We start from the raw sequence: 23,865 nt of genomic DNA on the forward strand, positions 1-23,865 counted from the left end.
CTTCAGGATACGTGCGGGCGATACCCGGGGCGTCCCCTTTCGAGCCCCGTCCGCCACCCCGCCGAGCGTCCACCCCGGTACACGAACTCACCCGGTGCGCCCTTGCCGGCACAGGCTTCCACGGCCCTCGATCACCCGGATAAGTGAAGATTCCGGCCGCCCGGCCCGAGTCCCCGCTGCCTTGCTCCCGCCCCCCGCAGCCCCGTACAAGATCACCAACCACGAAGTTACCGACCGGTATCTATCCGGGTTCACCGAACGGGGACTCCATGAACAAGGTCATGACCAGGGCACAGCGCCGCCCCGGCACCCGCCCGCCGACCCGCCGCGACACCCGCCGCCCCGCCGGCAGCCCGCCCCGCACGCCGAGCGGCGGCACGGCCCGTACGGCATCCCCGGGAGGCCGCCCACCGGGCTCGTCAGGCTCCACGGGAACCGTCCCGCGCACCAGGCCCACGGACACCCGCCCAGCCACGGCCCCGGCCCCCACGCCGCGCACCTGGCGCATCCCGGCGGCCGCAACCAGCACCCTCGACAGGCCCGCCGTCCCGCAACCCCGCCCCACCGACGTCTTCGCCGACCGTCTGCTCCTCGTGCTGAGCGGCCAGCGCCCCGTCCACTGGATGCTCCGCCACACCGCCGGCCGTGCTTACGACGAACTGGCCTGGCTCGCGGAGCGCGGCCTCCTGCGCACCCGCGGCACCCGCCCCGTCGTCCGCGACATCGGCTACTTCGAACCCCGCCCGGGCGCCATCGAGGCCTTCGCCCGCATCGGTGCCGGAGACCAGCTGCGTGCCATGGCATTCCGCCTGGAACAGGGCGGAGACCTCCGCTGGCGCTGCACGGCAGTGGAACTGGGCGGCCCACGCAGGCCCCGCCCGGACGACGACTGACCGCCACCACCCCCACAACAGGCCGCCGGCGGGCCGAGCAAGCCGAAGGGCCGGGTTCCCCGAGGAACCCGCCCCTTCCTGACTGCTACGGCGTCACAGCCACCGTCACGTCACTTCTTGCGGCGCCGCCCACCACGCGCCTGCTTGCGCCGCTCCGCGCGCGTGAGGCCGTCGGCCTCCGAGCGCACCGGCTCGTCGCCGTTGTCGAAGTCACCCTCGACGATGTCGCCCTCACCGTCCACCTTGGGCGCGGTGTAGTGCAGCCGGTCCGGGCGGCGCGGAGCCTCGAGGCCCTTGGCGCGGATCTCGGGACGCGCGCCCGCCTGCGCCGGCACCGCGTCCCTCTTCTCCAGGTCGGCCACCGGCTTGGTGTCCTCGACCGGGACCTCCTCGACCTGCTGCTCGACCTGGACCTCCAGGTTGAACAGGTAGCCGACGGACTCCTCCTTGATGCCCTCCATCATGGCGGTGAACATGTCGAAGCCCTCGCGCTGGTACTCGACCAGCGGGTCCTTCTGCGCCATCGCGCGCAGGCCGATGCCCTCCTGGAGGTAATCCATCTCGTAGAGGTGCTCGCGCCACTTGCGGTCCAGGACCGACAGCACGACCCGGCGCTCCAGCTCACGCATGATCTCGGAGCCGAGCTGCGCCTCACGCGCCGCGTACTGCTCGTGGATGTCGTCCTTGATGGACTCGGAGATGAACTCGGCGGTCAGCCCGGCACGGTCGCCGGCCGCCTCCTCCAGCTCGTCGACGGTCACCTTCACCGGGTAGAGCTGCTTGAAGGCGCCCCACAGCCGCTCCAGGTCCCACTCCTCGGCGAAGCCCTCGGCGGTCTCCGCGCCGACGTACGCGTCGATCGTGTCGTCCATGAAGTGCTGCACCTGCTCGTGCAGGTCCTCGCCCTCCAGGACACGGCGGCGCTCGCCGTAGATGACCTCACGCTGGCGGTTGAGGACCTCGTCGTACTTCAGGACGTTCTTACGGGTCTCGAAGTTCTGCTGCTCGACCTGCGACTGGGCGGACGCGATCGCGCGCGTGACCATCTTGTTCTCGATCGGCACGTCGTCCGGGACGTTCGCCATCGACATCACGCGCTCGACCATCTGGGCCTTGAACAGGCGCATCAGGTCGTCACCGAGGGAGAGGTAGAAGCGGGACTCGCCCGGGTCGCCCTGACGGCCGGAACGACCGCGCAGCTGGTTGTCGATACGGCGCGACTCGTGCCGCTCGGTGCCCAGGACGTAGAGACCGCCGAGTTCCTTGACCTCCTCGAACTCCGCCTTGACCGCCTGCTCGGCCTTCTCCAGGGCGGCGGGCAGGGCCGCGGCCCACTCCTCGATGTGCTCCTCGGGGTCGAGGCCGCGCTGGCGCAGCTCCGCCTCGGCGAGGTCCTCGGGGTTGCCGCCGAGCTTGATGTCCGTACCACGGCCGGCCATGTTGGTGGCGACGGTGACGGCGCCCTTGCGGCCGGCCTGGGCGACGATGATCGCCTCACGGTCGTGCTGCTTGGCGTTCAGCACCTCGTGCTGGACGCCGCGCTTGGACAGCTGCTGCGACAGGTACTCGGACTTCTCGACCGACGTCGTACCGACGAGGATCGGCTGGCCCTTCTCGTGCTTCTCGACGATGTCGTCGACGACCGCCTCGAACTTGGCGACCTCGGTGCGGTAGATCAGGTCCGACTGGTCCATGCGGATCATCGGCCTGTTCGTCGGGATCGGGACCACGCCGAGCTTGTAGATCTGGTGGAACTCGGCGGCCTCGGTCATCGCCGTACCGGTCATGCCGCACAGACCGGGCTGTTCCTTGCCGTCGTGGTCGTGGCGCTTGTAGAGGCGGAAGAAGTTCTGCAGGGTGATCGTGGCGAGCGTCTGGTTCTCGTCCTTGATGTCCACCCCTTCCTTCGCCTCGATCGCCTGGTGCATGCCCTCGTTGTAGCGGCGGCCGGCGAGGATACGGCCGGTGTGCTCGTCGACGATCATGACCTCGCCGTCGATGACGACGTAGTCCTTGTCCTTCTTGAAGAGCTCCTTGGCCTTGATGGCGTTGTTCAGGTAGCCCACCAGCGGCGTGTTCACCGACTCGTAGAGGTTGTCGATGCCCAGCCAGTCCTCGACCTTGGAGACACCGGCCTCGTGGATGGCGACCGTGCGCTTCTTCTCGTCGACGTCGTAGTCGCCGGTCTCCTCCAGGCCCTTGAGCGGGTTGCCCGCCTCGCCCTTCTTCAGGCGCGTGACCAGCTTGGCGAAGTCGCCGTACCACTTGGTGGCCTGGTCGGCCGGGCCGGAGATGATCAGCGGCGTACGGGCCTCGTCGACGAGGATGGAGTCGACCTCGTCGACGATGGCGAAGTTGTGGCCGCGCTGGACGAGTTCGTCCTTGGACCACGCCATGTTGTCGCGCAGGTAGTCGAAGCCGAACTCGTTGTTCGTGCCGTACGTGATGTCGCACGCGTACTGCTCGCGGCGCTGGGCCGGCGTCATGTTGGCGAGGATGCAGCCGACACTCAGACCCAGGAACTTGTGGACGCGGCCCATCATCTCCGAGTCACGCTCGGCCAGATAGTCGTTCACCGTGATCAGGTGGACGCCCTGGCCGGACAGCGCGTTCAGATAAGCGGGCAGCGTGCCGACGAGCGTCTTGCCCTCACCGGTCTTCATCTCGGCCACGTAGCCCAGGTGGAGGGCAGCGCCGCCCATGATCTGGACGTCGTAGTGACGCTGGCCGAGAGCGCGCTTGGCGGCCTCGCGAACGGTCGCGAAGGCCTCGGGCATCAGGTCGTCCAGGCTCTCGCCGTCTGCGTAGCGCTGCTTGTACTCATCGGTGAGGGCCCGCAGCTCGGCGTCGGAGAGGTCGACGAAGTCCTCTTCGATGGAGTTGACCTGGTCCGCGATGCGGTGCAGCTTGCGCAGGATCTTGCCTTCGCCTGCACGCATGATCTTCGAGAGGACGGACACGGGGGTTGGTCTCCTTGCCGGTCGGGCCTAGGACGGTCGGTTTCCATTTGACTTGACTGAGCAACGGCCATCGTATGCGAGGACCCCGCCACGCCGGGAGCCTGCCGTGGACGTCGAACGTCCGCTGCTTCAAATCTCCGTCAAAGGGACAACGGCCGGGGGCTGCGGTTGGTGCCGCGTTCCGCCGACGAATTGCGCGAAATGCGTTCGCTCGCTCACACACCGCTTATAAGGATGGCGCATGCGACGCCCCCCGAGCAGAATCGGCCGATGGAACCCGTCACGCTCGCCACCAGCCGTCTCCTCATGCGCACGGTCGGCCCGAAGGACACGGACGCGGTGTACGAGGCCGTACAGGACCCCGACATCCAGCGCTGGACCACGATCCCCTCGCCCTACCTCTACGAGCACGCCCAGAGTTTCGCGGAACAACTGGTCCCCGAGGGCTGGGCGAACGGTTCGATGCTCACCTGGGGACTCTTCCTCCCCGAAGGGGAGGACCTGGTGGGCATGCTCGGCCTCACGATGCGTTCCATGAGCGAGGCCGAGATCGGTTTCTGGGGCACGAAGGAGCACCGCGGCAACGGCTACATCACCGAGGCCGTACTCGCCGCGTCGCGCTGGGCCTTCGTCCACCTGTCGCTCGACCGCGTGGAATGGCGCGCGGAGGTCGGCAACGGGCCCTCCCGCGCGGTGGCCGAACGCGCCGGCTTCGCCCTTGAGGGCACCCTGCGCTCCGCCATGGTCAACCAGGGCGTACGCCGGGACTGCTGGGTGGGTTCCCTGCTCCCGTCGGACCTGAGCCTGCCGTCGACGGCCCCGTACCTGCCGACGAGGAACCAACCCGCATAACTGCGTCCCCCGGCACCCGCGTGCAGGCCCACCCCGGACAAATCCCCAGCTCACCCCGCACTGTCAGTGCCACCGCCTATCGTGCCGACCATGACGACCCTGCGCCCCACCACCGACCTCTCGGCCGACGAGGCCCGCCGGATCGCCCTCCGCGCGCAGGGGTTCCTCGGCACCCCCGACCGCAGGTCAGGCGTCCGCGGCATACTGCGTCACCTCGGCGCGGTCCAACTCGACACCATCTCGGTCCTGGCCCGCTCCCACGAGCTCATCCCGTACGCCCGCCTGGGCGCGGTGGGTCGCAAGACGGTCGAGAAGGCCTACTGGACGACTGCGGCCGCGGGCGAGCCGTCGCCGCAGCCGCACGCCTTCGAGTACTGGTCCCACGCCGCCTGCATCCTCCCCGTGGAGGAGTGGCCGCACTTCGCCTTCCGCCGCCGCGCCTACCGCAACCGGCCCCACTGGAACCACGAACTCCCCGACGGCGCCTACGACCAGGTGATCAAGCAGCTCCACACCGAGGGCCCCCTGACCGCGACCGAGCTGGGCGGTGCGAAGCGGACCAGCGAGTGGTGGGACTGGTCGGGCGCCAAGGTCGCCGTCGAACGCGCCCTGATGTACGGCGAGGTGGTCTGCGTCGAGCGCCGCGGCTGGAAGCGCGTCTACGACCTGGCGGAACGCGCCATCCCGCAGGCACTGCTGCACGACGATCTGGACGACGCCGAGTGCCTGCGCCGCCTGGTCCGCCTGGCGGGCCAGTCCCTCGGCGTGGGCACGCGCGCGGACATCGCCGACTACCACCGGCTCAAGGGCGAACAGGTCGACGCGGTGATCGCCGATTCGGGCCTGGTGCCGGTCACTGTCGAGGGCTGGGGCAAGCCGGCCTGGGCCGACCCGGTGGCCCTGGAGACCCCTCCGCGCGGCCGCCACCGTACGACGCTGCTGTCCCCGTTCGACTCCCTGATCTGGGAGCGGGCACGCACGGAGCGGATCTTCGGCTTCACCCACCGCTTGGAGGCGTACGTCCCCAAGCAGAAGCGGATCTACGGCTACTTCGCCATGCCGGTCCTGGCCGGTGGCCGCCTGGTCGGCCGCGTGGACCCGGCCCGCGAAGGCAGCACCCTGGTCGCCAAACAGGTCACCCTGGACGGCCCGAAGGCGGTCCCGGCGGTGGCCCAGGCGCTGGTGGAGGCGGCGAGCTGGGTGGACTGCTCGGACGTACGCGTGGAACGGGTCGACGCACCCGACCTGCGCGAGCCGCTCGCCACGGAACTCACTCGCCTGCTGGCCTGACCCCAGGGCCGGTCATCCGGCCTCAGCGGATCTCGAGGATCTTTTCCCGCATCGCGTACACCACGGCCTCCATCCTGGAGTGCAGCTGCAGCTTCTCCAGGATGTTGCGCACGTGGTTCTTCACGGTGTTCTCGGAGATGAACAACTCCTTGGCGATGTCCCGGTTGTTCATCCCCGTGGCCACGAGCTTGAGCACCTCCAGCTCACGGTCCGTCAGCCGGGGCGCGGGCACGAGCCGACGCTCGTCCGTGCGCTGGATCATCGACTTGAACTCGGTGAGCAGCTTCGACGCCATGGACGGGCTGATCTGCGACTGCCCGTCGGCCACGGCGCGAATGGCGGTGGCCACCTCGTCGGTGGAGATCTCCTTCAGGAGATAACCGGTCGCGCCCGCCTTGATCGCGTCGTAGAGGTCGGCCTCCTCGTCGCTGATCGTCAGCATGATGATCTTCGCGCTGGGGGCGACCTCCTTGATGGAGGTGCAGGCCTCGATCCCGCCCCGCTTGGGCATCCGCACGTCCATCAGGACGATGTCCGGCAGCAGGTCAGCGGCCTTGTCCACGGCTTCCGCGCCGTCGCCCGCCTCCCCGACGACCTGGATGTCCTCCTCGGCCGCGAGCACGATCTCCAGTCCACGGCGGAACAGGGCGTGGTCGTCGACGACGAGGACTCTGATCGGCTCCTTGCGTGGAGAGCCCGCGTCCGGGCCCATGCCGACGACATCGCTGTCGGCATCCTCATCCCGCATCGGTCCGAAGCTGTCCGCCATCGTTCCTCCCCCTGAAGGCTGTGGCTGGTCGTCTGCCATCGCCAACCCAAGGCAGCGGCCCAACGGTTGGGCCGGTGCGGCCATGATTCCATGCCCGGCCGACACTACGGTGACGAGCAGGGCGCGAAGAGGTCGCACACCGGTGCCCCTGGGGGCGCACACCGCGCTCCAGGGGCACCGGCTCAGCTGTCAGCCGGGTGGCTCAGCCGCCCAGCGTGCCGCCTGCCGCGGGGGCCTGCGCCTGGGTGACCATCGGGTCCGTGCTGAGGTGAATGACGCCGTAGTCGTAGGCATGACGCCGGTAGACGACGCTTGGTTCCTTCGTCTCCGAGTCGACGAACAGGTAGAAGTCGTGCCCGACCAGCTCCATCTCGTAGAGGGCCTGATCGAGGGTCATCGGGGAGGCGACGTGCGTCTTCTCGCGTACGACGAGGGGGCCTTCGCCCTTTACTTCCAGCGAGCCGATCTTCTTGGTGGGAATTCCGTCCGGCTCTTCTTCCTGGAACGTGCGGCCATTGCCGTTGAGCGTCGCCGCGCCCGGTACGTGGTCGGGGACCTCGGCCGCCGTGAGTCGGCGTGCGCCTCGGCGCGAGAAACGCTTGTCGTGCTGCTTGCGCAGCCGGGCATCCAGCTTTTCCGCCGCGAGGTCGAGCGCCGCGTACGGATCGCTGGCCGCTGCCTCCGCCCGGATCACCGGACCGCGCGAGCGGAGCGTGATCTCCACTCGGTCACAGCGGTCGGCCTGTCGCGGGTTGGGCTCCTTGGACACCTCGACGTCGAGGCTGATCACCTTGGCATCGAGCCTCTGGATCTTCTCCAGCTTCAGCTTCTCGGCCACGTGCTTGCGGAACCGCTCGGGCACCTCGGTCTTGCGGCCCTTGACGACGATGTCCACGCAGAACTCCGTTCCCGGATCGCCCCGCTCCATCGGCGGAGCATCTCCCTTTTGCACCAGGCTCCGGGGAACCCCGGAACCTCGGACTCGGTGACTTCCACCTCCTCCTCCCCCATGGGCAAGATCTCCACCCCATGGCCGCGGGTGATTGCGCAAAACCCACGGCACGGCATTCGGATATGACGGGGATGGCCTGCGCCTTTCCCTCACAACCGAACATATCTCGCCCGGACGGATGTCGTCACCCTCTACTGCGGCGTACCTCCGTTCAGGTGAATTGACCCTCTCGTTACCTGCAACGATGCAAGTTCTCAGTCAGTTCCGGTTTATTTCGAAAGAATCCGGCGACGCCGCGACCACGGCCGCGCAGATCAGGTCACGGGTCAGTCCTGAGCCCATGATTCCCGGCCTCTCACGCAACTGCCGCACACTGCCCTCCGTCGATCCGGCTCTCCGTTCCCATCTGCTTTCCCGAGTTCCCGGCCGGTACACGGCTGTTGTCCGGCCAACGCGTGCACCGGGCTGCGCTGTACGACTGCTGGGGCCCACCCTCCCCCTACCACCGGAGCCCACCCCCTCCGCCGCCGCCAACACCACCCGCACAGCCCTCGCCGCCTCCGCCAGCGACGCACCCGTCGTCATCAGGTCGTCGACGAGCACAACGGGACCACCCCCGGCGAGCAGCCGACCACCCCCAGGCGCCACCACCAGCGCGCCCGCGAGATTGTCCAGCCGCTGCCGCGAGTTGAGCCCCGACTGATCGGCCACCCCACGCCCTTGCCGCAGCACCGCAAGCACGCGTGCCGGCGTCCCCGCCCGCCGCAGCTCACCCGCCGCCGCGAGCGCGATCCGCCGCGCCGGATCATGTCCTCGCGCCCGCACCGACCCACGCGCGGACGGAACAGGGACGAGCAGCACAGGCGCCTCGGCGCCCTCCGACCGCCGCACCCCGTCGACCCGCGCCTGCGAGCCCCGGAGCCGCACATCCCGCCCCGACGCCCCGCTGTCCCGAGACGTACAGGCCTCCCGGAGCCCGGCCCGCACAGCCCCCGCCAGCGCCGCCCCGAGCGGTGCCGTGAGCGCCAGCGCGCCGCGCTCTTTGTGGGCGAGCAGCGCCGCCCGCGCCTCGTCCGTGTACCGGGCCGCCGCGTGCACGACCGGCAGCCCGGGCGGCTCCGGCACCGGTCGCACCCGGCTCGGTACGGCCCCGTTCAGGACGGCACGGCACTCCGGGCAGAGCACCGTGCGAGGCCTTCCACAGCCTCCGCACTCGGCCGGCAGCACCAGGTCGGTCAGGTCCTGCCACCACCCCCGCATGCCCACCACTGTGCCAACGCCCGTCCCGACCGACCACCCCTGTGGATAACTGCCTGTGGATAACTCGGCCCGATGGCGGCCTGCCCCATTTCCGTCCCGGAACGGAGCCGCGTTCCCACCATTCACCACGGCACGACACGCACCACCCACGCACCACCCACGCACCAAAACGAAGCGGCCGCCCCCAGCCGGAGACTCACCCCGGCCGGAAGCGGCCACCACACTCCCCGCACACTCCCCGTCCCGCACCCAACGGCGGTCCGGGCAAAGCCTCACCCCGGATAGACCGGAGCTGCCCCGTCCGTCACCACTTTCTGCCACTGCGCCCCCGACGGCAGCCGCACGATCCCGTCCTCCGAGTAACCGACCAGCGGCAGCCGCGCGTCCTCGGACGCGGTGATCTCCTTGACGCCGCTGAGGGCCGCGGGCGCCGGCCCCTCCGGTGTGGAGCCGTCGACCTGCACGTACCGCATGGTCTGCACCCCGCCCTTCTCGCGCCCGACCACGACGAGCCGGCTGTCACCGGCCCACGACATGGCCGAGACCTCCTCCAATTCGGGCGTCGCGGAGCGCAGTTCGTGCACCGAGACGGCCGAGGGCTCCTCCGCCTTGTCGTCCTGGCTCCGTTCGATCCGCCCGATGAGCAGCGACGACTTCTCGCCCTGCTTCACCACGAGCGCAATGCGCACACCGTCGGCGGCCACCTTCACCGACTCGATGCGCCCCTCGAGGCCCGGCGGCGTCTTCACCACCAGAGGCTTGCCGACGCCCTCCTCCAGCAGGAGGAGCCGGGGGTTGCCGGGATTGCGGTCGGCCACCCACAGGTCGCCCTGGGCGTCCCAGCTGGGCGCCGAGAGCCGCTCCTCCGCGGTCGGGCCCGCGCTGCTCAGCTCCGGCTCCCCGAGCGGACCACCCGACACCAGCGCGCCGACGTACAGGTTCTTGCCGTCGAGGCCGACCCCGGCCGCCATGTCCTCGTCGCGCGACACCGCCACGGACTTCAGCTGCACATCGCCGTCGCCCAGGGCGCCGGGCACAGGGTCGGGCTCCGTGTCACTGGTGGCGGCGGGCAGCCGTACGAGCCGGTGCTCGGCGTTGAGGAAGTACAGATAGTCGGCGCGCTCCACCGACCCGCGCGCGGCGACGGCCTCCGCATCCTGTTCGGTGAGCGAGCACAGCTGCCTGCCGTCGGACCGCAGGTCGACCTCGTCCACGGTGGGGGTGAGGTTCTGCAGGGTGAACAGCAGCTGGGCCGCCATCTCCTTGCACTGGGTCAGCCCGACCCGGGCCGCCTTGTCGTTCAGCTGCACGGTCAGCCTGTTCTGATCGTCGGGCGTCAGCGCGGTGACGCCCTTCCTCAGTGCCGTGCCGGTGGGGAAGCTCGACCTGACCACCGGGTTGAGCCAGCTGGTGGGCCCCGTGAGCAGGGAGCGGACCATCTGCGTCATCGGGTCCACGTTCCTGCGCACGTAGACGGGATCGGCGACGGCCGCCGTGTGCGGCGAGGTCCCGAGGGTGGTGTTCGAGGCGAAGTAGTACTTGTCGACGGACATGTAGTTGCGCTGGAAGTCCGACTTACCCATGACGACGCCGCGCGGCGGGATGTCGATGCGCCACTGCTTCGTCTTCTTGTCCCGGATGAGGTGCATCGACTCGCTGTAGTCCCCGTCGGCGGGCGCGTACGACTGCTGCGCGTCGACCAGGGCGACCTTGGTGCCGGTCAGCGTGTAGGAGAGGCTGTCGGTCTCCTCCCGGCCCCCTACGCGCTCGACATCGGCACCCGGCCCGTCGGCGAGCACCGTCGTGGACAGCAGGGGCTGCCACTTCTGCGACGCTTCCTCGGTCAGGTACTTGCGCGCGATCTCGTAGTCCGGATCGTCGCTGGTCAGTGCCTCCAGGAAGCCCGACACGATCTCCGAGGACGAGGCGTCCTCGTGCGGCGGCATGGCGAAGACCCGCACCTGCGTGTCCTGTCGCGGCGTGGACTCGACGCCCCGCAGATCGCCGCTGTCGGGCATCGAGGCGCACCCCGCCAGCAGTACGGCGCCACAGGCGGCGTACGCCACCGCGCGCCCCGCCCCGCGCCGGGTGGCGCCCCTCTCGCGGTCAGCGGCCACGAGATGCCTCCCCATGCTTGCTCGACTCCCCGTCCTGACCGGCTTCCTCGCTCGCCGGCTCTTGCGCACCGGGCACCTCCTCCTGCCGCCGCGCGCCCGAAGTGGGCCGGGGCACCACACGTGCGCCGTTGCCGGGCAGCGCCGTCGGGTCGGCTTTGGGGGCCGCCCCGCCCATCCGCGTGACGATGGGGTCCCTGGACGGCATCGGGGGCGCCTGGTCCCCGTTGGACTGGACCGGCACAGTCGCCGCCTTCTCACCGCCACCGCTGGGCAGTCCGGCGTCATCGAGACCGCGATTGCGCCGCGAGTCCTTGGGTTCCAGGGGTATCGGAGAGCCTCGCAGCGGCTCGTCCGCGGTCCTCGGCAGGGTCAGCCGGAACTGCGAGCCGCCACCGGGCTCGCCCCACGCCTGGAGCCATCCGCCGTGCAGCCGCGCGTCCTCCAGCGCGATCGACAGCCCCAGCCCCGTACCGCCCGTCGTACGCGCGCGTGCCGGGTCGGCCCGCCAGAAGCGGCTGAAGACCCGGGTCGCCTCGCCGGGCTTGAGTCCGACGCCGTAGTCGCGCACCGCGACCGCGACCGCCCCGCCCGCCGAGGCGAGCTTGACGACGACGTCCCTGCCTTCGCCGTGTTCGACGGCGTTGACGACGAGGTTGCGCAGCACCCGTTCGACGCGGCGGGCGTCGGCCTCGGCGACGATGGGCTGCTGGTCGCCGACGACGCGGATCTGTGTGCCTTTGCGCTCGGCGAGCGGCTCGGCCCCGCTGACCACGCGCCGCACGACCTCCCTGAGGTCGATCGGCTCGGCTTCCAGTGCCGCAGCGCCCGCGTCGAAACGGCTGATCTCCAGCAGGTCGGCGAGCAGTGACTCGAACCGGTCCAGCTGGTCGGCCAGCAGCTCCGCCGACCGCGCGGTCACCGGGTCGAAGTCCTCCCGCGCCTCATGGATGACGTCGGCGGCCATCCGTACGGTCGTCAGTGGCGTCCGCAGCTCATGGGACACGTCGGACACGAACCGCCGCTGCATCCGCGAGAGGTCCTCCAGCTGCTGGATCTTCAGCTGAAGGTTCTGCGCCATCTTGTTGAAGGCCTCGCCGAGCCGCGCGATGTCGTCCTCGCCGGTGACCTTCATCCGCTCCTGCAGTCGCCCGGCGGACAGCCGTTCGGCGATACCGGCCGCCATCCGCACCGGCGTGACGACCTGGCGCACCACGAGCCAGGCGATGGCTCCGAGGAGTACGACGACGAAGAGCCCGGCGGTGGCCAGCGTCCCCTTGACCAGGCTCAGCGACTTCTCCTCCTGGGTGAGCGGGAAGAAGTAGTAGAGCTGGTACGGGTCGCTGTTGGGGTCGTTGACCTGCTTGCCGATGACGAGGGCCGGCTGGGGCTCCTTGTCGGCGGTGCGGTTGTAGACGATGCGGGTGTAGCTCTGGAACGCCCCCATGTTGCTGTCGATCCGCTCGCGCAGGTCCTCGGGCACGCTCGCCGTCGGGTCCACGCCACCGGAGGCTCGTGGCCCGCGTCCACCGCTGTCTCCTGCCGCGGAGGCCGGAAGGGTCACCACGTCGAAGGCGCCCTGGCCGCCGCTGGAGAGCGAGGAGACGAGGTCACTCATCCACTGGATGACGTTCTGCTCGGAACGCCCGTCGACCGTCGCGCCGTCGTCGGCGGCCCCGGCCGCGGCTTCGTCGGCGCTCTTCTTGGCCGCGGCGAAGCCGCCGGTGGCCTGGCTCTGCGAGGCCTTCACCTTGGCGTCCAGCAGGCCGTTGCGCACCTGCCCGATGACGACGAAGCCCAGCAGCAGGACGACGCCGAGCGACATCAGCAGGGTGGTGGCGACGACCTTGAGCTGGATGTTGCGCCGCCACAGCCGCATGACGGGCAGCAGCGGCCGGCGCACCCAGCGCAGCAGGAGCCGAAGGACCGGACTGCCCTGCACTCCGCCCTGCAGCAGTCCGCCCTCGAGGAACCGTCCCCAGCGGGAGCCCGCCTTCTTCCGGCCGACAGGCCGCTCCGGGCGGGCCCCGGTCCGACCGGGGGCCGAAGCGGCACTGTCCCGGGACATGTCAGCTCGGCCCTGCCTTGTAGCCGACGCCACGTACGGTCACGACGATTTCCGGCCGCTCCGGGTCCTTCTCGACCTTGGAACGCAGCCGCTGCACATGCACATTGACCAGGCGCGTGTCGGCCGCGTGCCGGTAGCCCCAGACCTGCTCGAGGAGCACCTCACGCGTGAACACCTGCCACGGCTTGCGGGCCAGCGCGACCAGCAGGTCGAACTCCAGCGGCGTCAGCGCGATCGACTGCCCGTCCCGCTTCACGGAGTGCCCGGCCACGTCGATGACCAGGTCACCGATGGCGAGCTGCTCGGGCGCCGGCTCCTCGGACCTCCGCAGCCTCGCCCGGATCCGGGCGACGAGCTCCTTCGGCTTGAACGGCTTGACGATGTAGTCATCGGCGCCGGACTCCAGGCCCACGACGACATCGACGGTGTCGCTCTTCGCCGTCAGCATCACGATCGGCACGCCGGACTCCGCCCTGATCAGACGGCACACCTCGATGCCGTCCCGCCCGGGCAGCATCAGGTCGAGCAGCACCAGGTCGGGCTTGGACTCACGGAATGCGGCCAGCGCCTTGTCGCCGTCGGCTACGAAAGACGGCTCAAAACCTTCACCACGCAGCACGATGCCGAGCATCTCGGCCAGTGCGGTGTCGTCGTCGACGACAAGGACTCGTCCCTTCATAAACGACATCATCCCATTCTCATAACAGTGGCGAAGGCTCAGGTGAGATAGGTCACCGGCCAGTGACCTTAGTCGTACGCCGTCGCCACTGTCTGCCCTGGCTCAGATCACAGCGAGTGACAAATGAGGGGGTTCACCCCGCTCTGCCCGAACTGATGACACCAACCTCTCCTCACGATGTCGGCGTCACCTGCCGTGACCTGGCGCACAGCTCGGCCAGCGCCTCGGCCGTCACGGGCGATGCGGCTCCCTCCTCGGTGACGATCGCAGTCACCAGCTCGGGCGGCGTCACATCGAACGCCGGGTTGTACGCCTGGGTCCCCAGAGGCGCCACGGGGATGCCGCCTCCCGGCTCCCCTCCCGCCACCGGTACCTGAGGCGCCGCGATCTCCGTCACCTCGAACCCAGGACGCTGCTCGACCTCGATGGACGCCCCGTCCGGTGTCTCCGGGTCCACTGTCGTCAGGGGCGCCACCACGATGAACGGCACATGGTGGTAGCGCGCGAGCACGGCGAGCGGATAGCTCCCCACCTTGTTCGCCACCGACCCGTCGGCAGCGATCCGATCGGCCCCGATCAGCACCGCGTCCACCTCACCGGCAGCGAACAGGGACCCCGCCGCGTTGTCCGTGAGCAGCGTGTACGCCATCCCGTTGCGCGCCGCCTCGTACGCCGTCAGACGAGCCCCTTGCAGCAACGGCCGTGTCTCGTCCACCCACAGCCTCCTCAGCCGCCCGGCCCGGTGCGCCGCGAGCGCCACCGCGAACGCCGTGCCCTCCCCACCTGACACCAGAGCCCCGGTGTTGCAGTGCGTGAGGATGCGGTGCCCACCGCCGGGCAACAGTTCGTCCAGCAGTGCCAGCCCCCGCTCGGCCATGCGCGCGCTGGCGTTGGCGTCCTCCCTGTGCAACGCCCGCGCGGCACCCAGCGCCGCGGCAGCGGCCCGCTCGACGTCCCCACTCCCGGCGAGCACGTCCCGGTACGCCGCCTGTGCCCTGCGCACACCGAGTGCAAGGTTCACGGCGGTGGGCCGGGCGCCCGCGAGCGACTCGGCGGCGTCGTCCACGTCGAAGCCGCGCACGGCGGCGAGCGCGACGCCGTACGCCCCGGCGATCCCGAGCAGCGGCGCCCCGCGTACGGCAAGCGAACGGATCGCCTCCACCAGCGCGGGCGCGTCCGTGCAGACCAGCTCGACCTCCTCGGCCGGCAGCCTTGTCTGGTCGAGAAGGACCAGTACGGGACCTTCGGGTGGTTCGTCCCATCGGATCGCCGGGATCTCGTGCTGCTTGCTGTCCTCGCCGGATTGCGCGTGCTGATCAGCCATGCGGTCAGTCTGCCCCTTGTCCGGCGGACAATTGAAGGTGTGCAGCCGATACCGCGGCCGGTACCTCCGCGGCCACCCCATGGCACGATGGCTGCCAACCTGCCGCCGCGACCGCGGACGGGCACCGTGAAGGAGCGACGATGAAAGACACTCCGGGCTGGGCCTCGCCCGGATCCGCCCCGTCCGACGGCCAGGAACCCGGCGCGTCCGGCCCTGCCGAGCCCGCAGACCGTCCCGACCCCGCGCAGCAACCGGGAACCGACCCACAGGGCCCCGGCTCGAAGTGGTCCAAGGAGCAGCCGCCGGCCGCCCAGTGGTCCGCCCCGACGGGCCCCGAGGCCCCCGGCCAGACGCCGCCACCCCCACCGCCCGGCCCGGGCTGGGGCACTCCCCCTCCCGCCGGCACCGGCGGATACGGCGGCCCCGGCGGAGGCCCCCAGGGCTACGGCGCCTGGGGCAGTGGCTGGGGCGGCCCGCCGCCCGCTGCCAAGCCCGGCGTGATCCCGCTGCGCCCCCTCGGTGTCGGCGAGATCCTCGACGGCGCGGTCTCCACCATGCGCACCTACTGGCGCACGGTCCTGGGCATCTCCCTGACCGTCGCGATCGTGACGGAAATCCTCGTCATCCTCCTCCAGGGCTTCGTCCTGAACGACCTCGCCGGCAGTGAGGCCCTCAACGACCCGGACGCCACCCTCAGCGAGGTCACCCGGGCCACCGGCGACGCGCTGCTCAGCTCCAGCGTGATCTTCTTGATCTCGGTGATCGGCGCGATCATCGCGACCGCCCTGCTGACGACGGTCACCAGCCGCGCGGTGCTCGGCAAGTCCGTGACCACCGGCGAGGCCTGGCGCGACGCCCGTCCTCAGGTGCTGCCGCTGTTCGGCCTGCTCCTCCTGCTGCTGATGATGACCTTCGGCCTGGTGCTCGTGGGTGCCCTGCCCGGCATCCTCGTGGTCGTCTCGGGCTCCGGTGCGGCGGGCGGGGCGCTCGCGATCCTCGGCATCCTCGGCGCGGGCATCGTCGCGATGTGGCTGTGGTTCCGCTTCTCCCTCGCCTCGCCCGCACTGATGCTGGAGAAGCAGGGCATCATGAAGGCGCTGAGCCGCTCCACGAAGCTGGTCCGCGGCTCCTGGTGGCGCGTCTTCGGCATCCAGCTGCTGGCCACACTCATCGCCAACATCGTCGCGGCGATCGTCGTCATCCCGTTCACCTTCCTCGCCGCCGCCTTCAGCGGCGACGGCGCCACCGCATTCCTCGACGGCGCCGGCGACTTCGGCTGGACGTTCCTCATCATCAGCGGCATCGGCTCGGTGATCGGCTCCATGATCACCTTCCCGATCACGGCCGGCGTCACCGTCCTGCTCTACATCGACCAGCGCATCCGCCGCGAGGCCCTCGACCTCGAACTGGCCCGGGCAGCCGGCGTCCAGGACCACGGCACCGGCACTCCGGGGAGCTGAATCGGTGAGCCTGGCGGGGGGAGTTCTCACAACAGCGTCGGCACTGTCACTGACGGCACGCTCGGACGACGAGCCACCACTGACGATCCCGCGCGATCCCGCGCGGGAGGCGGCCCGTCGCGAGCTGTCCAAGCAGATGTACCACGAGAACGAACCCAGCTGGTTCCAGCGGGCCCTGGACGCCTTCTGGAACTGGGTCGCGGACTTGTTCAACAGCGCCTCGACCGTGACGCCCGGGGGACCGCTCGGCCTGGTCGTCGTCATCCTGGTCGTCGTCGCGGTCCTCGGCGCCCTGTGGTGGCGCCTGGGCACCCCGCGCCGCCAACCCACCTCCTCCGCAGCCCTGTTCGACGACCGCCCCCGAAGCGCCGCCGAACACCGGGCCGCCGCCGAGGCACACGCAGTCCAGGGCCACTGGAACCAGGCCGTCCAGGAACGCATGCGCGCCATCGTCCGCTCCCTCGAGGAGCGCGCACTTCTCGACGTACGCCCCGGCCGCACCGCGGACGAGGCCGCCGCCGAAGCAGGCCGCTCACTGCCCGCCCACACGGACCGACTGCGCGCCGCCGCACGGGACTTCGACGACGTGACGTACGGCGGCAGGACCGCGACCCGGCAGGCGTACCAGCGCATCGCGGAACTCGACCGCGACCTGGAGAACAGCAAGCCACAACTCGCCGGCAGCACCCCCAGTAAGGCCCCCAACGCCCGCCAGGGAGCCGCCGAATGACCACCGAGGCCACACTCCCGTCCACCTCGGCCTCGCCCACCGCACGCCAGGTGTGGACCCGCGCGCGAGGCGTCGCCCTCGCCGTCGTGGTCCTGCTCGTGGCGGCCGTCGTGATCGCCACGATCCGCTCCGACTCCCGGCACGGCACCCTCGACCCACGCTCCGCCGACCCCAAAGGCAGCCGGGCCGTCGCCGAACTCCTCGCCGACCGCGGCGTGGACACGCGCGTGGTCACCACCCTGGACGACGCACGCGCCGCAGCCGCCCCGGACACCACCCTCCTGGTCGCCTCCCCCGACCTGCTGACGCACCGTCAACAGACCTGGCTGCGCTCGTCGACCGCCGGCTCCGGCGGCCGCACCGTACTCGTCGCCCCCGGCAGCTGGTCCGTCGAACGGCTCGTCCCCGGCGTCACCGCAGACCCCGCCACCAGCCTCGACTCGGAGCTCTCCCCCGACTGCTCCCTGCCCGCCGCCCAGCGCGCGGGCACCGCCGACCTGGGCGGTGTCCGCTACACCACCACCCACCTCGACGCCGACGAGTGCTACCCGAGCGAACGCCTCGCCACCCTGCTGCGCATCCCGGACTCCACCGGGGACGGCACCGGCGACACGGTCGTCCTCGGCGCGCCCGACATCCTGAGCAACGACCGTCTCGACGAGCAGGGCAACGCCTCACTCGCCCTCCAACTCCTCGGCTCCCGCCCCCATTTGGTCTGGTACCTCCCCTCGCTCTCCGACACGTCGGCCGCCGACACGGACGACGAACGCAGCTTCCTCGACCTGCTCCCCGCGGGCTGGCTCTGGGGCACACTGCAGCTCTTCATCGCCGCAGCCCTGGCGGCCCTCTGGCGGGCACGCCGACTCGGCCCCCTCGTGCCCGAAAAACTCCCCGTGGCGATCCGCGCCTCCGAAACCGTCGAAGGCCGCGCCCGCCTCTACCGCAAGGCGAACGCCCGCGACCGCGCGGCCGCCGCTCTTCGCTCCACCACCCGCACGCGCCTCGCCCCCCTCGTAGGTGTCCCCGTCACTCAGGCGCACACGCCCGAGGCCCTGCTCCCCGCCCTGTCCGCCCACCTCCACCACCACGGAGACGGACAGACCCTGCACACCCTCCTTTTCGGCCCGCCGCCCAGCGACGACGCAGCACTCATCGCCCTCGCCGACCAACTCGACGCCCTCGAAAGAGAGGTACGCCGTCCATGATGGACCCGACCACTGACAACGCCGGGACCACCGGGGATGCGGGCACCGCCCGCGCCTCCCTGGAAGCCCTGCGCACCGAGATCGCCAAAGCCGTGGTCGGCCAGGACCCCGCCGTGACCGGCCTCGTCGTCGCACTCCTGTGCCGCGGCCACGTCCTCCTCGAAGGCGTCCCCGGCGTCGCCAAGACCCTCCTCGTACGCGCCCTCGCCTCAGCACTCGAACTCGACACCAAGCGCGTCCAGTTCACCCCCGACCTCATGCCGAGCGACGTGACGGGCTCCCTCGTCTACGACACCCGCTCCGCCGAGTTCTCCTTCCAGCCCGGCCCGGTCTTCACCAACCTCCTCCTCGCCGACGAGATCAACCGCACCCCGCCGAAGACCCAGTCGTCCCTGCTGGAGGCCATGGAGGAACGCCAGGTCACCGTCGACGGAACCCCCCGCCCGCTCCCCGACCCGTTCCTGGTCGCAGCCACGCAGAACCCGGTGGAGTACGAGGGCACGTATCCCCTCCCCGAAGCCCAGCTGGACCGTTTCCTCCTCAAGCTCACGATCCCGCTCCCCTCCCGCCAGGACGAGATCGACGTCCTCACCCGCCACGCCGAGGGCTTCAACCCGCGCGACCTGCGCGGCGCCGGCGTACGCCCCGTAGCGGGCCCGGCAGACCTGGAAGCGGCACGCGCTGCCGTGGCCAAGACGACGGTCTCCCCCGAGATCACGGCCTACGTGGTCGACATCTGCCGAGCCACCCGAGAATCCCCCTCCCTCACCCTCGGAGTCTCCCCCCGCGGCGCCACAGCCCTCCTGGCCACCGCCCGCGCGTGGGCATGGCTCACAGGCCGCGACTACGTCATCCCCGACGACGTGAAGGCCTTGGCCCTGCCCACCCTCCGCCACCGCGTACAACTCCGCCCGGAGGCCGAGATGGAAGGCGTCACAGCCGACTCCGTGATCAACGCGATCCTCACCCACGTCCCCGTCCCACGCTGATGGCACTCACCGGACGAGCCGCACTCCTCGCGGCCCTGGGCTCCCTCCCCGTAGGCATCTGGGACCCCAGCTGGACGGGCATCCTCGCGGTCAACGCCCCCCTGGTAGCGGCCTGCGCCTGCGACTTCGCGCTGGCCGCACCCGTACGCCGCCTGGGCCTGACCCGCTCCGGCGACACCTCCGTACGGCTTGGCGAAACGGCCGACGTCACCCTGACGATCACCAACCCGTCCAACCGCCCCCTCCGCGCCCACCTCCGCGACGCCTGGCCCCCCAGCAGCTGGCAGCCGGGCACGGAGGTAGCAGCCTCCCGCCACCGCGTGACGGTCCCCGCAGGCGAACGCCGCCGCATCACCACCCGCCTGCGCCCCACCCGCCGCGGCGACCGCCAGAGCGACCGCGTGACAATCCGCTCCTACGGGCCTCTCCGCCTCTTCTCCCGCCAGGGCACCCACAACATCCCCTGGACGGTACGGGTCCTCCCCCCGTTCACAAGCCGCAAGCACCTCCCCTCCAAACTGGGCCGCCTGCGCGAACTCGACGGCCGCACCAGCGTGCTCACCCGCGGCGAGGGCACAGAATTCGACAGCCTGCGCGAGTACGTCCCCGGTGACGACACCCGCTCCATCGACTGGCGCGCCACAGCCCGCCAATCCACGGTCGCCGTGCGCACGTGGCGCCCCGAACGCGACCGCCACATCCTCCTCGTCCTGGACACCGGCCGAACCTCAGCAGGCCGCGTCGGCGACGCTCCCCGCCTGGACGCCTCCATGGACGCGGCACTGCTCCTGGCCGCCCTCGCCTCCCGCGCCGGCGACCGCGTGGACCTCCTCGCCTACGACCGCCGAGTACGAGCCCTCGTCCAGGGCCGCAGCGCAGGAGACGTCCTCCCCTCCCTGGTCAACGCGATGGCCACACTGGAACCCGAGCTGATCGAAACGGACGCCCGAGGCCTGACAGCCACGGCTCTCCGTACGGCGCCCCGCCACTCCCTGATCGTGCTGCTCACGACCCTCGACGCGGCCCCCATCGAAGAGGGCCTGCTCCCGGTGCTGTCCCAACTCACCCAGCGCCACACAGTTCTGCTGGCATCAGTAGCGGACCCCCACATCGCGCGCATGGCAACCGCACGCGGAAACACAGACGCCGTATACGAGGCCGCAGCCGCCGCCCAGGCCCAAAGCGATCGCCACCGCACGGCAGAACAACTCCGCCGTCACAGCGTCGTCGTCGTCGACGCGACACCAGAAGAACTCGCGCCGGCACTGGCAGACGCGTATCTGGCCCTCAAAACGGCGGGACGCCTCTAAACGTAAACAGGGGAATGGGGAGCTCTCCTACCTACGGAGCGCCCCGCCTTGCAGTCGTTGCGGTCGCCGGTCAGGGGCCTGCCGACGGCGACGACGAGTCGGGAGTCGGCGTCGATGACAACCTGGTGGTTGGTCGCGTAACGGTAGTTCTTCGACTGCTCGGCGATGGTGTGATCGCGAGTGGGCACCAGGGTGCCGTCCACAATGAGCACGGTGTCCTTGCGGAACCGCTTGCGCTGTTGCAGAGCCAGCAGGACCCGATCCTCCAGCGGCAGGCTTCATGGCCGACCCTCGCGAACGGGGTCAGTGCTCTTACGCCGTAACGCGGTGATCAGCTAGCCGAACTGCCGCGGGCTCAGTCCGCTGAACGGGGCCATCCAGGAAGGACCCGACGCCGTGATCACACCAGTCACTGCGTGATCATTCCACTGCTTCAGGTGCTCCCTGCTCGAACGTGCGGCGGCAGCTTTCAACCTGCTCGGCTACCTGCTCCATGAACCAGCGCATGATCTCGTAGGGGATGACGTGCTCGTCGCGGCTGTGGATGTGGACGGTCGGCTCCAGGCGCGGGTCCTCGTCGGGTATCACCGCAACCACGAAGGCAGCTCCAGGCAAGTGCGTCTCTGCGTTGGGAATCTCAGCCCACGCAGTCGGCGCCGGGACGGCCTCGCTCAGCTCCACACACCAGGCGTCGTCCGGCAAGGCGTAGTGGAACTGGATGGCGTAGTGGCGGCCTGCATGAACGCGCAGCTCTGGCATGTCCGCAGGCTGCCACAGCTGCCACGTCGGAGTCTCACGAGTATCCGGCCTCAGCACCTGGTGCCGCCGCGCGCCCCGCCGGCGACCATTTGCGGGACAGCTTTTAATCAGCGCGCGACCCTGAAATGCAGAAAGCCCCCGTGCCGGTATCCCCGGCCGGGGGCTTTCTCTAAAAGGAGTTCGGCGGCGTCCTACTCTCCCACAGGGTCCCCCCTGCAGTACCATCGGCGCTGTAAGGCTTAGCTTCCGGGTTCGGAATATAACCGGGCGTTTCCCTCACGCTATAACCACCGAAACACTATGAAACTGTCGAACCATGCCGCACCATACCGTGGCCTGGCATGGGGCTGTTCGTGGTTTCAGAACCAACACAGTGGACGCGAGCAACTGAGGACAAGCCCTCGGCCTATTAGTACCGGTCACCTCCACACGTTACCGTGCTTCCAGATCCGGCCTATCAACCCAGTCGTCTACTGGGAGCCTTACCCCATCAAGTGGGTGGGAATACTCATCTCGAAGCAGGCTTCCCGCTTAGATGCTTTCAGCGGTTATCCCTCCCGAACGTAGCCAACCAGCCATGCCCTTGGCAGAACAACTGGCACACCAGAGGTTCGTCCGTCCCGGTCCTCTCGTACTAGGGACAGCCCTTCTCAATATTCCTGCGCGCGCAGCGGATAGGGACCGAACTGTCTCACGACGTTCTAAACCCAGCTCGCGTACCGCTTTAATGGGCGAACAGCCCAACCCTTGGGACCGACTCCAGCCCCAGGATGCGACGAGCCGACATCGAGGTGCCAAACCATCCCGTCGATATGGACTCTTGGGGAAGATCAGCCTGTTATCCCCGGGGTACCTTTTATCCGTTGAGCGACGGCGCTTCCACAAGCCACCGCCGGATCACTAGTCCCGACTTTCGTCCCTGCTCGACCCGTCGGTCTCACAGTCAAGCTCCCTTGTGCACTTACACTCAACACCTGATTGCCAACCAGGCTGAGGGAACCTTTGGGCGCCTCCGTTACTCTTTAGGAGGCAACCGCCCCAGTTAAACTACCCATCAGACACTGTCCCTGATCCGGATCACGGACCCAGGTTAGACATCCAGCACGACCAGAGTGGTATTTCAACGGCGACTCCACGAACACTGGCGTGCCCGCTTCAAAGTCTCCCACCTATCCTACACAAGCCGAACCGAACACCAATATCAAACTGTAGTAAAGGTCCCGGGGTCTTTCCGTCCTGCTGCGCGAAACGAGCATCTTTACTCGTAGTGCAATTTCACCGGGCCTATGGTTGAGACAGTCGAGAAGTCGTTACGCCATTCGTGCAGGTCGGAACTTACCCGACAAGGAATTTCGCTACCTTAGGATGGTTATAGTTACCACCGCCGTTTACTGGCGCTTAAGTTCTCAGCTTCGCCAGGACGAATCCTGACTAACCGGTCCCCTTAACGTTCCAGCACCGGGCAGGCGTCAGTCCGTATACATCGCCTTACGGCTTCGCACGGACCTGTGTTTTTAGTAAACAGTCGCTTCTCGCTGGTCTCTGCGGCCACCCCCAGCTCGAGGAGCAAGTCCTCTCACCAAGCGTGGCCCCCCTTCTCCCGAAGTTACGGGGGCATTTTGCCGAGTTCCTTAACCATAGTTCACCCGAACGCCTCGGTATTCTCTACCTGACCACCTGAGTCGGTTTAGGGTACGGGCCGCCATGAAACTCGCTAGAGGCTTTTCTCGACAGCATAGGATCATCCACTTCACCACAATCGGCTCGGCATCAGGTCTCACCCTGTATGAATGGCGGATTTACCTACCACTCGGGCTACACCCTTACCCCGGGACAACCACCGCCCGGGATGGACTACCTTCCTGCGTCACCCCATCACTCACCTACTACAGGTCTGGTCCGTCGGCTCCACCACTCCCCTTTGCCCGAAGGCTCCAGGGCGGCTTCACGGACTTAGCATCGCCCGATTCAATGTTTGACGCTTCACAGCGGGTACCGGAATATCAACCGGTTATCCATCGACTACGCCTGTCGGCCTCGCCTTAGGTCCCGACTTACCCTGGGCAGATCAGCTTGACCCAGGAACCCTTAGTCAATCGGCGCACACGTTTCTCACGTGTGAATCGCTACTCATGCCTGCATTCTCACTCGTGAACCGTCCACAACTACCTTCCGGTGCTGCTTCACCCGGCACACGACGCTCCCCTACCCATCACGATCCCCGTTGGGGGTACATATCGCAATGACACGA

The 23,865-nt window shown here is 69.1% G+C and carries 17 protein-coding genes, 2 rRNA genes and 1 pseudogene (1 of these 20 running past the window's edge); 8 read left to right on the plus strand and 12 right to left on the minus strand.

The window, feature by feature from the left end; translation table 11 throughout:
• Positions 1 to 269: 269 nt before the first annotated feature.
• Complete coding sequence (locus tag AB5J55_RS16695; RefSeq protein WP_369271444.1) at positions 270 to 893, plus strand: Rv3235 family protein; 624 nt, start codon at positions 270 to 272, stop codon at positions 891 to 893.
• Between the two features lie 110 nt (positions 894 to 1,003).
• Here AB5J55_RS16695 and secA read toward each other — a convergent pair whose 3' ends face one another.
• Complete coding sequence (secA, locus tag AB5J55_RS16700; RefSeq protein WP_369271445.1) at positions 1,004 to 3,853, minus strand: preprotein translocase subunit SecA; 2,850 nt, start codon at positions 3,851 to 3,853, stop codon at positions 1,004 to 1,006.
• 270 nt (positions 3,854 to 4,123) lie between these two features.
• Here secA and AB5J55_RS16705 point away from each other — a divergent pair, with 270 nt between their 5' ends.
• Both AB5J55_RS16705 and AB5J55_RS16710 read left to right on the plus strand, forming a co-directional pair.
• A complete protein-coding gene (locus AB5J55_RS16705; protein ID WP_369271446.1) occupies positions 4,124 to 4,705 on the plus strand; it encodes a GNAT family N-acetyltransferase in 582 nt (193 codons plus the stop codon).
• A gap of 90 nt (positions 4,706 to 4,795) precedes the next feature.
• Positions 4,796 to 5,995, plus strand: coding sequence for a winged helix-turn-helix domain-containing protein (locus tag AB5J55_RS16710; protein WP_369271447.1), 1,200 nt, complete (start codon positions 4,796 to 4,798; stop codon positions 5,993 to 5,995).
• A 22-nt stretch (positions 5,996 to 6,017) separates the two neighbouring features.
• Here the strand turns inward: AB5J55_RS16710 and AB5J55_RS16715 are convergent, their stop codons facing one another.
• The 7 genes from AB5J55_RS16715 to mtnA all read right to left on the minus strand — a co-directional run bounded on the left by AB5J55_RS16715 (position 6,018) and on the right by mtnA (position 15,161).
• Entirely contained in the window at positions 6,018 to 6,764 is a 747-nt protein-coding gene (locus AB5J55_RS16715) for a response regulator (protein ID WP_369271448.1), read from the minus strand.
• Positions 6,765 to 6,966: 202 nt separating this feature from the next.
• Complete coding sequence (gene raiA, locus AB5J55_RS16720; protein WP_369271449.1) at positions 6,967 to 7,692, minus strand: ribosome-associated translation inhibitor RaiA; 726 nt, start codon at positions 7,690 to 7,692, stop codon at positions 6,967 to 6,969.
• A gap of 282 nt (positions 7,693 to 7,974) precedes the next feature.
• On the minus strand, positions 7,975 to 8,976 hold the full coding sequence (locus AB5J55_RS16725) for a ComF family protein (RefSeq protein ID WP_369271450.1): 1,002 nt from the start codon (positions 8,974 to 8,976) through the stop codon (positions 7,975 to 7,977).
• Positions 8,977 to 9,248: 272 nt separating this feature from the next.
• Entirely contained in the window at positions 9,249 to 11,093 is a 1,845-nt protein-coding gene (locus AB5J55_RS16730) for an LpqB family beta-propeller domain-containing protein (protein WP_369271451.1), read from the minus strand.
• Positions 11,083 to 13,158: an MtrAB system histidine kinase MtrB gene (gene mtrB, locus AB5J55_RS16735; RefSeq protein WP_369271452.1), complete on the minus strand. Its 2,076-nt coding sequence runs from the start codon at positions 13,156 to 13,158 to the stop codon at positions 11,083 to 11,085. The genes AB5J55_RS16730 and mtrB overlap by 11 nt, the downstream gene beginning before the upstream one ends.
• A 1-nt stretch (position 13,159) precedes the next feature.
• Complete coding sequence (gene mtrA / locus AB5J55_RS16740) at positions 13,160 to 13,849, minus strand: two-component system response regulator MtrA (protein WP_187284748.1); 690 nt, start codon at positions 13,847 to 13,849, stop codon at positions 13,160 to 13,162.
• Between the two features lie 160 nt (positions 13,850 to 14,009).
• Positions 14,010 to 15,161, minus strand: coding sequence for an S-methyl-5-thioribose-1-phosphate isomerase (mtnA, locus tag AB5J55_RS16745; RefSeq protein ID WP_369271453.1), 1,152 nt, complete (start codon positions 15,159 to 15,161; stop codon positions 14,010 to 14,012).
• A 140-nt stretch (positions 15,162 to 15,301) separates the two neighbouring features.
• Between mtnA and AB5J55_RS16750 the strand changes: the two genes are divergently transcribed.
• Genes AB5J55_RS16750 through AB5J55_RS16770 form a run of 5 tightly spaced genes read left to right on the plus strand, consistent with a single transcriptional unit; the run spans position 15,302 to position 20,855 of the window.
• Positions 15,302 to 16,621, plus strand: a complete 1,320-nt coding sequence (locus tag AB5J55_RS16750; RefSeq protein WP_369271454.1) for a hypothetical protein — start codon at positions 15,302 to 15,304, stop codon at positions 16,619 to 16,621.
• Positions 16,622 to 16,625: 4 nt separating this feature from the next.
• On the plus strand, positions 16,626 to 17,351 hold the full coding sequence (locus AB5J55_RS16755) for a DUF4129 domain-containing protein (protein ID WP_369271455.1): 726 nt from the start codon (positions 16,626 to 16,628) through the stop codon (positions 17,349 to 17,351).
• Positions 17,348 to 18,556, plus strand: a complete 1,209-nt coding sequence (locus AB5J55_RS16760) for a DUF4350 domain-containing protein (protein ID WP_369271456.1) — start codon at positions 17,348 to 17,350, stop codon at positions 18,554 to 18,556. Before AB5J55_RS16755 ends, AB5J55_RS16760 begins: the two co-directional genes overlap by 4 nt.
• Entirely contained in the window at positions 18,556 to 19,545 is a 990-nt protein-coding gene (locus tag AB5J55_RS16765) for an AAA family ATPase (protein ID WP_369276206.1), read from the plus strand. Before AB5J55_RS16760 ends, AB5J55_RS16765 begins: the two co-directional genes overlap by 1 nt.
• On the plus strand, positions 19,545 to 20,855 hold the full coding sequence (locus AB5J55_RS16770; RefSeq protein WP_369271457.1) for a DUF58 domain-containing protein: 1,311 nt from the start codon (positions 19,545 to 19,547) through the stop codon (positions 20,853 to 20,855). Before AB5J55_RS16765 ends, AB5J55_RS16770 begins: the two co-directional genes overlap by 1 nt.
• On the opposite strand, the pseudogene AB5J55_RS16775 reads toward AB5J55_RS16770, so the two are convergent.
• From AB5J55_RS16775 to AB5J55_RS16790, 4 genes and pseudogenes are all read right to left on the minus strand, one after another.
• Positions 20,852 to 21,268, minus strand: a pseudogene (locus AB5J55_RS16775) (transposase). The gene AB5J55_RS16770 and the pseudogene AB5J55_RS16775 overlap by 4 nt on opposite strands.
• Before the next feature lie 7 nt (positions 21,269 to 21,275).
• On the minus strand, positions 21,276 to 21,614 hold the full coding sequence (locus AB5J55_RS16780; RefSeq protein ID WP_369169807.1) for a hypothetical protein: 339 nt from the start codon (positions 21,612 to 21,614) through the stop codon (positions 21,276 to 21,278).
• A gap of 178 nt (positions 21,615 to 21,792) precedes the next feature.
• Positions 21,793 to 21,909: ribosomal RNA gene (rrf, locus tag AB5J55_RS16785) — 5S ribosomal RNA — on the minus strand.
• 94 nt (positions 21,910 to 22,003) lie between these two features.
• Positions 22,004 to 23,865: ribosomal RNA gene (locus tag AB5J55_RS16790) — 23S ribosomal RNA — on the minus strand; it runs 1,260 nt beyond the window's last position.

The organism is Streptomyces sp. R11 (assembly GCF_041051905.1).
Lineage (GTDB): Bacteria > Actinomycetota > Actinomycetes > Streptomycetales > Streptomycetaceae > Streptomyces.

Bases quoted from the DNA above. Each gene is read 5' to 3' on its own strand.
- mtrB (WP_369271452.1), bottom strand. From the start codon at position 13,158: ATGTCCCGGGACAGTGCCGCTTCGGCCCCCGGTCGGACCGGGGCCCGC.
- AB5J55_RS16780 (WP_369169807.1), bottom strand. From the start codon at position 21,614: ATGCCAGAGCTGCGCGTTCATGCAGGCCGCCACTACGCCATCCAGTTC.
- AB5J55_RS16765 (WP_369276206.1), top strand. From the start codon at position 18,556: ATGGACCCGACCACTGACAACGCCGGGACCACCGGGGATGCGGGCACC.
- mtrA (WP_187284748.1), bottom strand. From the start codon at position 13,849: ATGATGTCGTTTATGAAGGGACGAGTCCTTGTCGTCGACGACGACACC.
- mtnA (WP_369271453.1), bottom strand. From the start codon at position 15,161: ATGGCTGATCAGCACGCGCAATCCGGCGAGGACAGCAAGCAGCACGAG.
- raiA (WP_369271449.1), bottom strand. From the start codon at position 7,692: ATGGAGCGGGGCGATCCGGGAACGGAGTTCTGCGTGGACATCGTCGTC.
- AB5J55_RS16760 (WP_369271456.1), top strand. From the start codon at position 17,348: ATGACCACCGAGGCCACACTCCCGTCCACCTCGGCCTCGCCCACCGCA.
- AB5J55_RS16725 (WP_369271450.1), bottom strand. From the start codon at position 8,976: ATGCGGGGGTGGTGGCAGGACCTGACCGACCTGGTGCTGCCGGCCGAG.
- AB5J55_RS16770 (WP_369271457.1), top strand. From the start codon at position 19,545: ATGGCACTCACCGGACGAGCCGCACTCCTCGCGGCCCTGGGCTCCCTC.
- AB5J55_RS16695 (WP_369271444.1), top strand. From the start codon at position 270: ATGAACAAGGTCATGACCAGGGCACAGCGCCGCCCCGGCACCCGCCCG.
- AB5J55_RS16750 (WP_369271454.1), top strand. From the start codon at position 15,302: ATGAAAGACACTCCGGGCTGGGCCTCGCCCGGATCCGCCCCGTCCGAC.
- AB5J55_RS16705 (WP_369271446.1), top strand. From the start codon at position 4,124: ATGGAACCCGTCACGCTCGCCACCAGCCGTCTCCTCATGCGCACGGTC.
- AB5J55_RS16715 (WP_369271448.1), bottom strand. From the start codon at position 6,764: ATGGCGGACAGCTTCGGACCGATGCGGGATGAGGATGCCGACAGCGAT.
- AB5J55_RS16710 (WP_369271447.1), top strand. From the start codon at position 4,796: ATGACGACCCTGCGCCCCACCACCGACCTCTCGGCCGACGAGGCCCGC.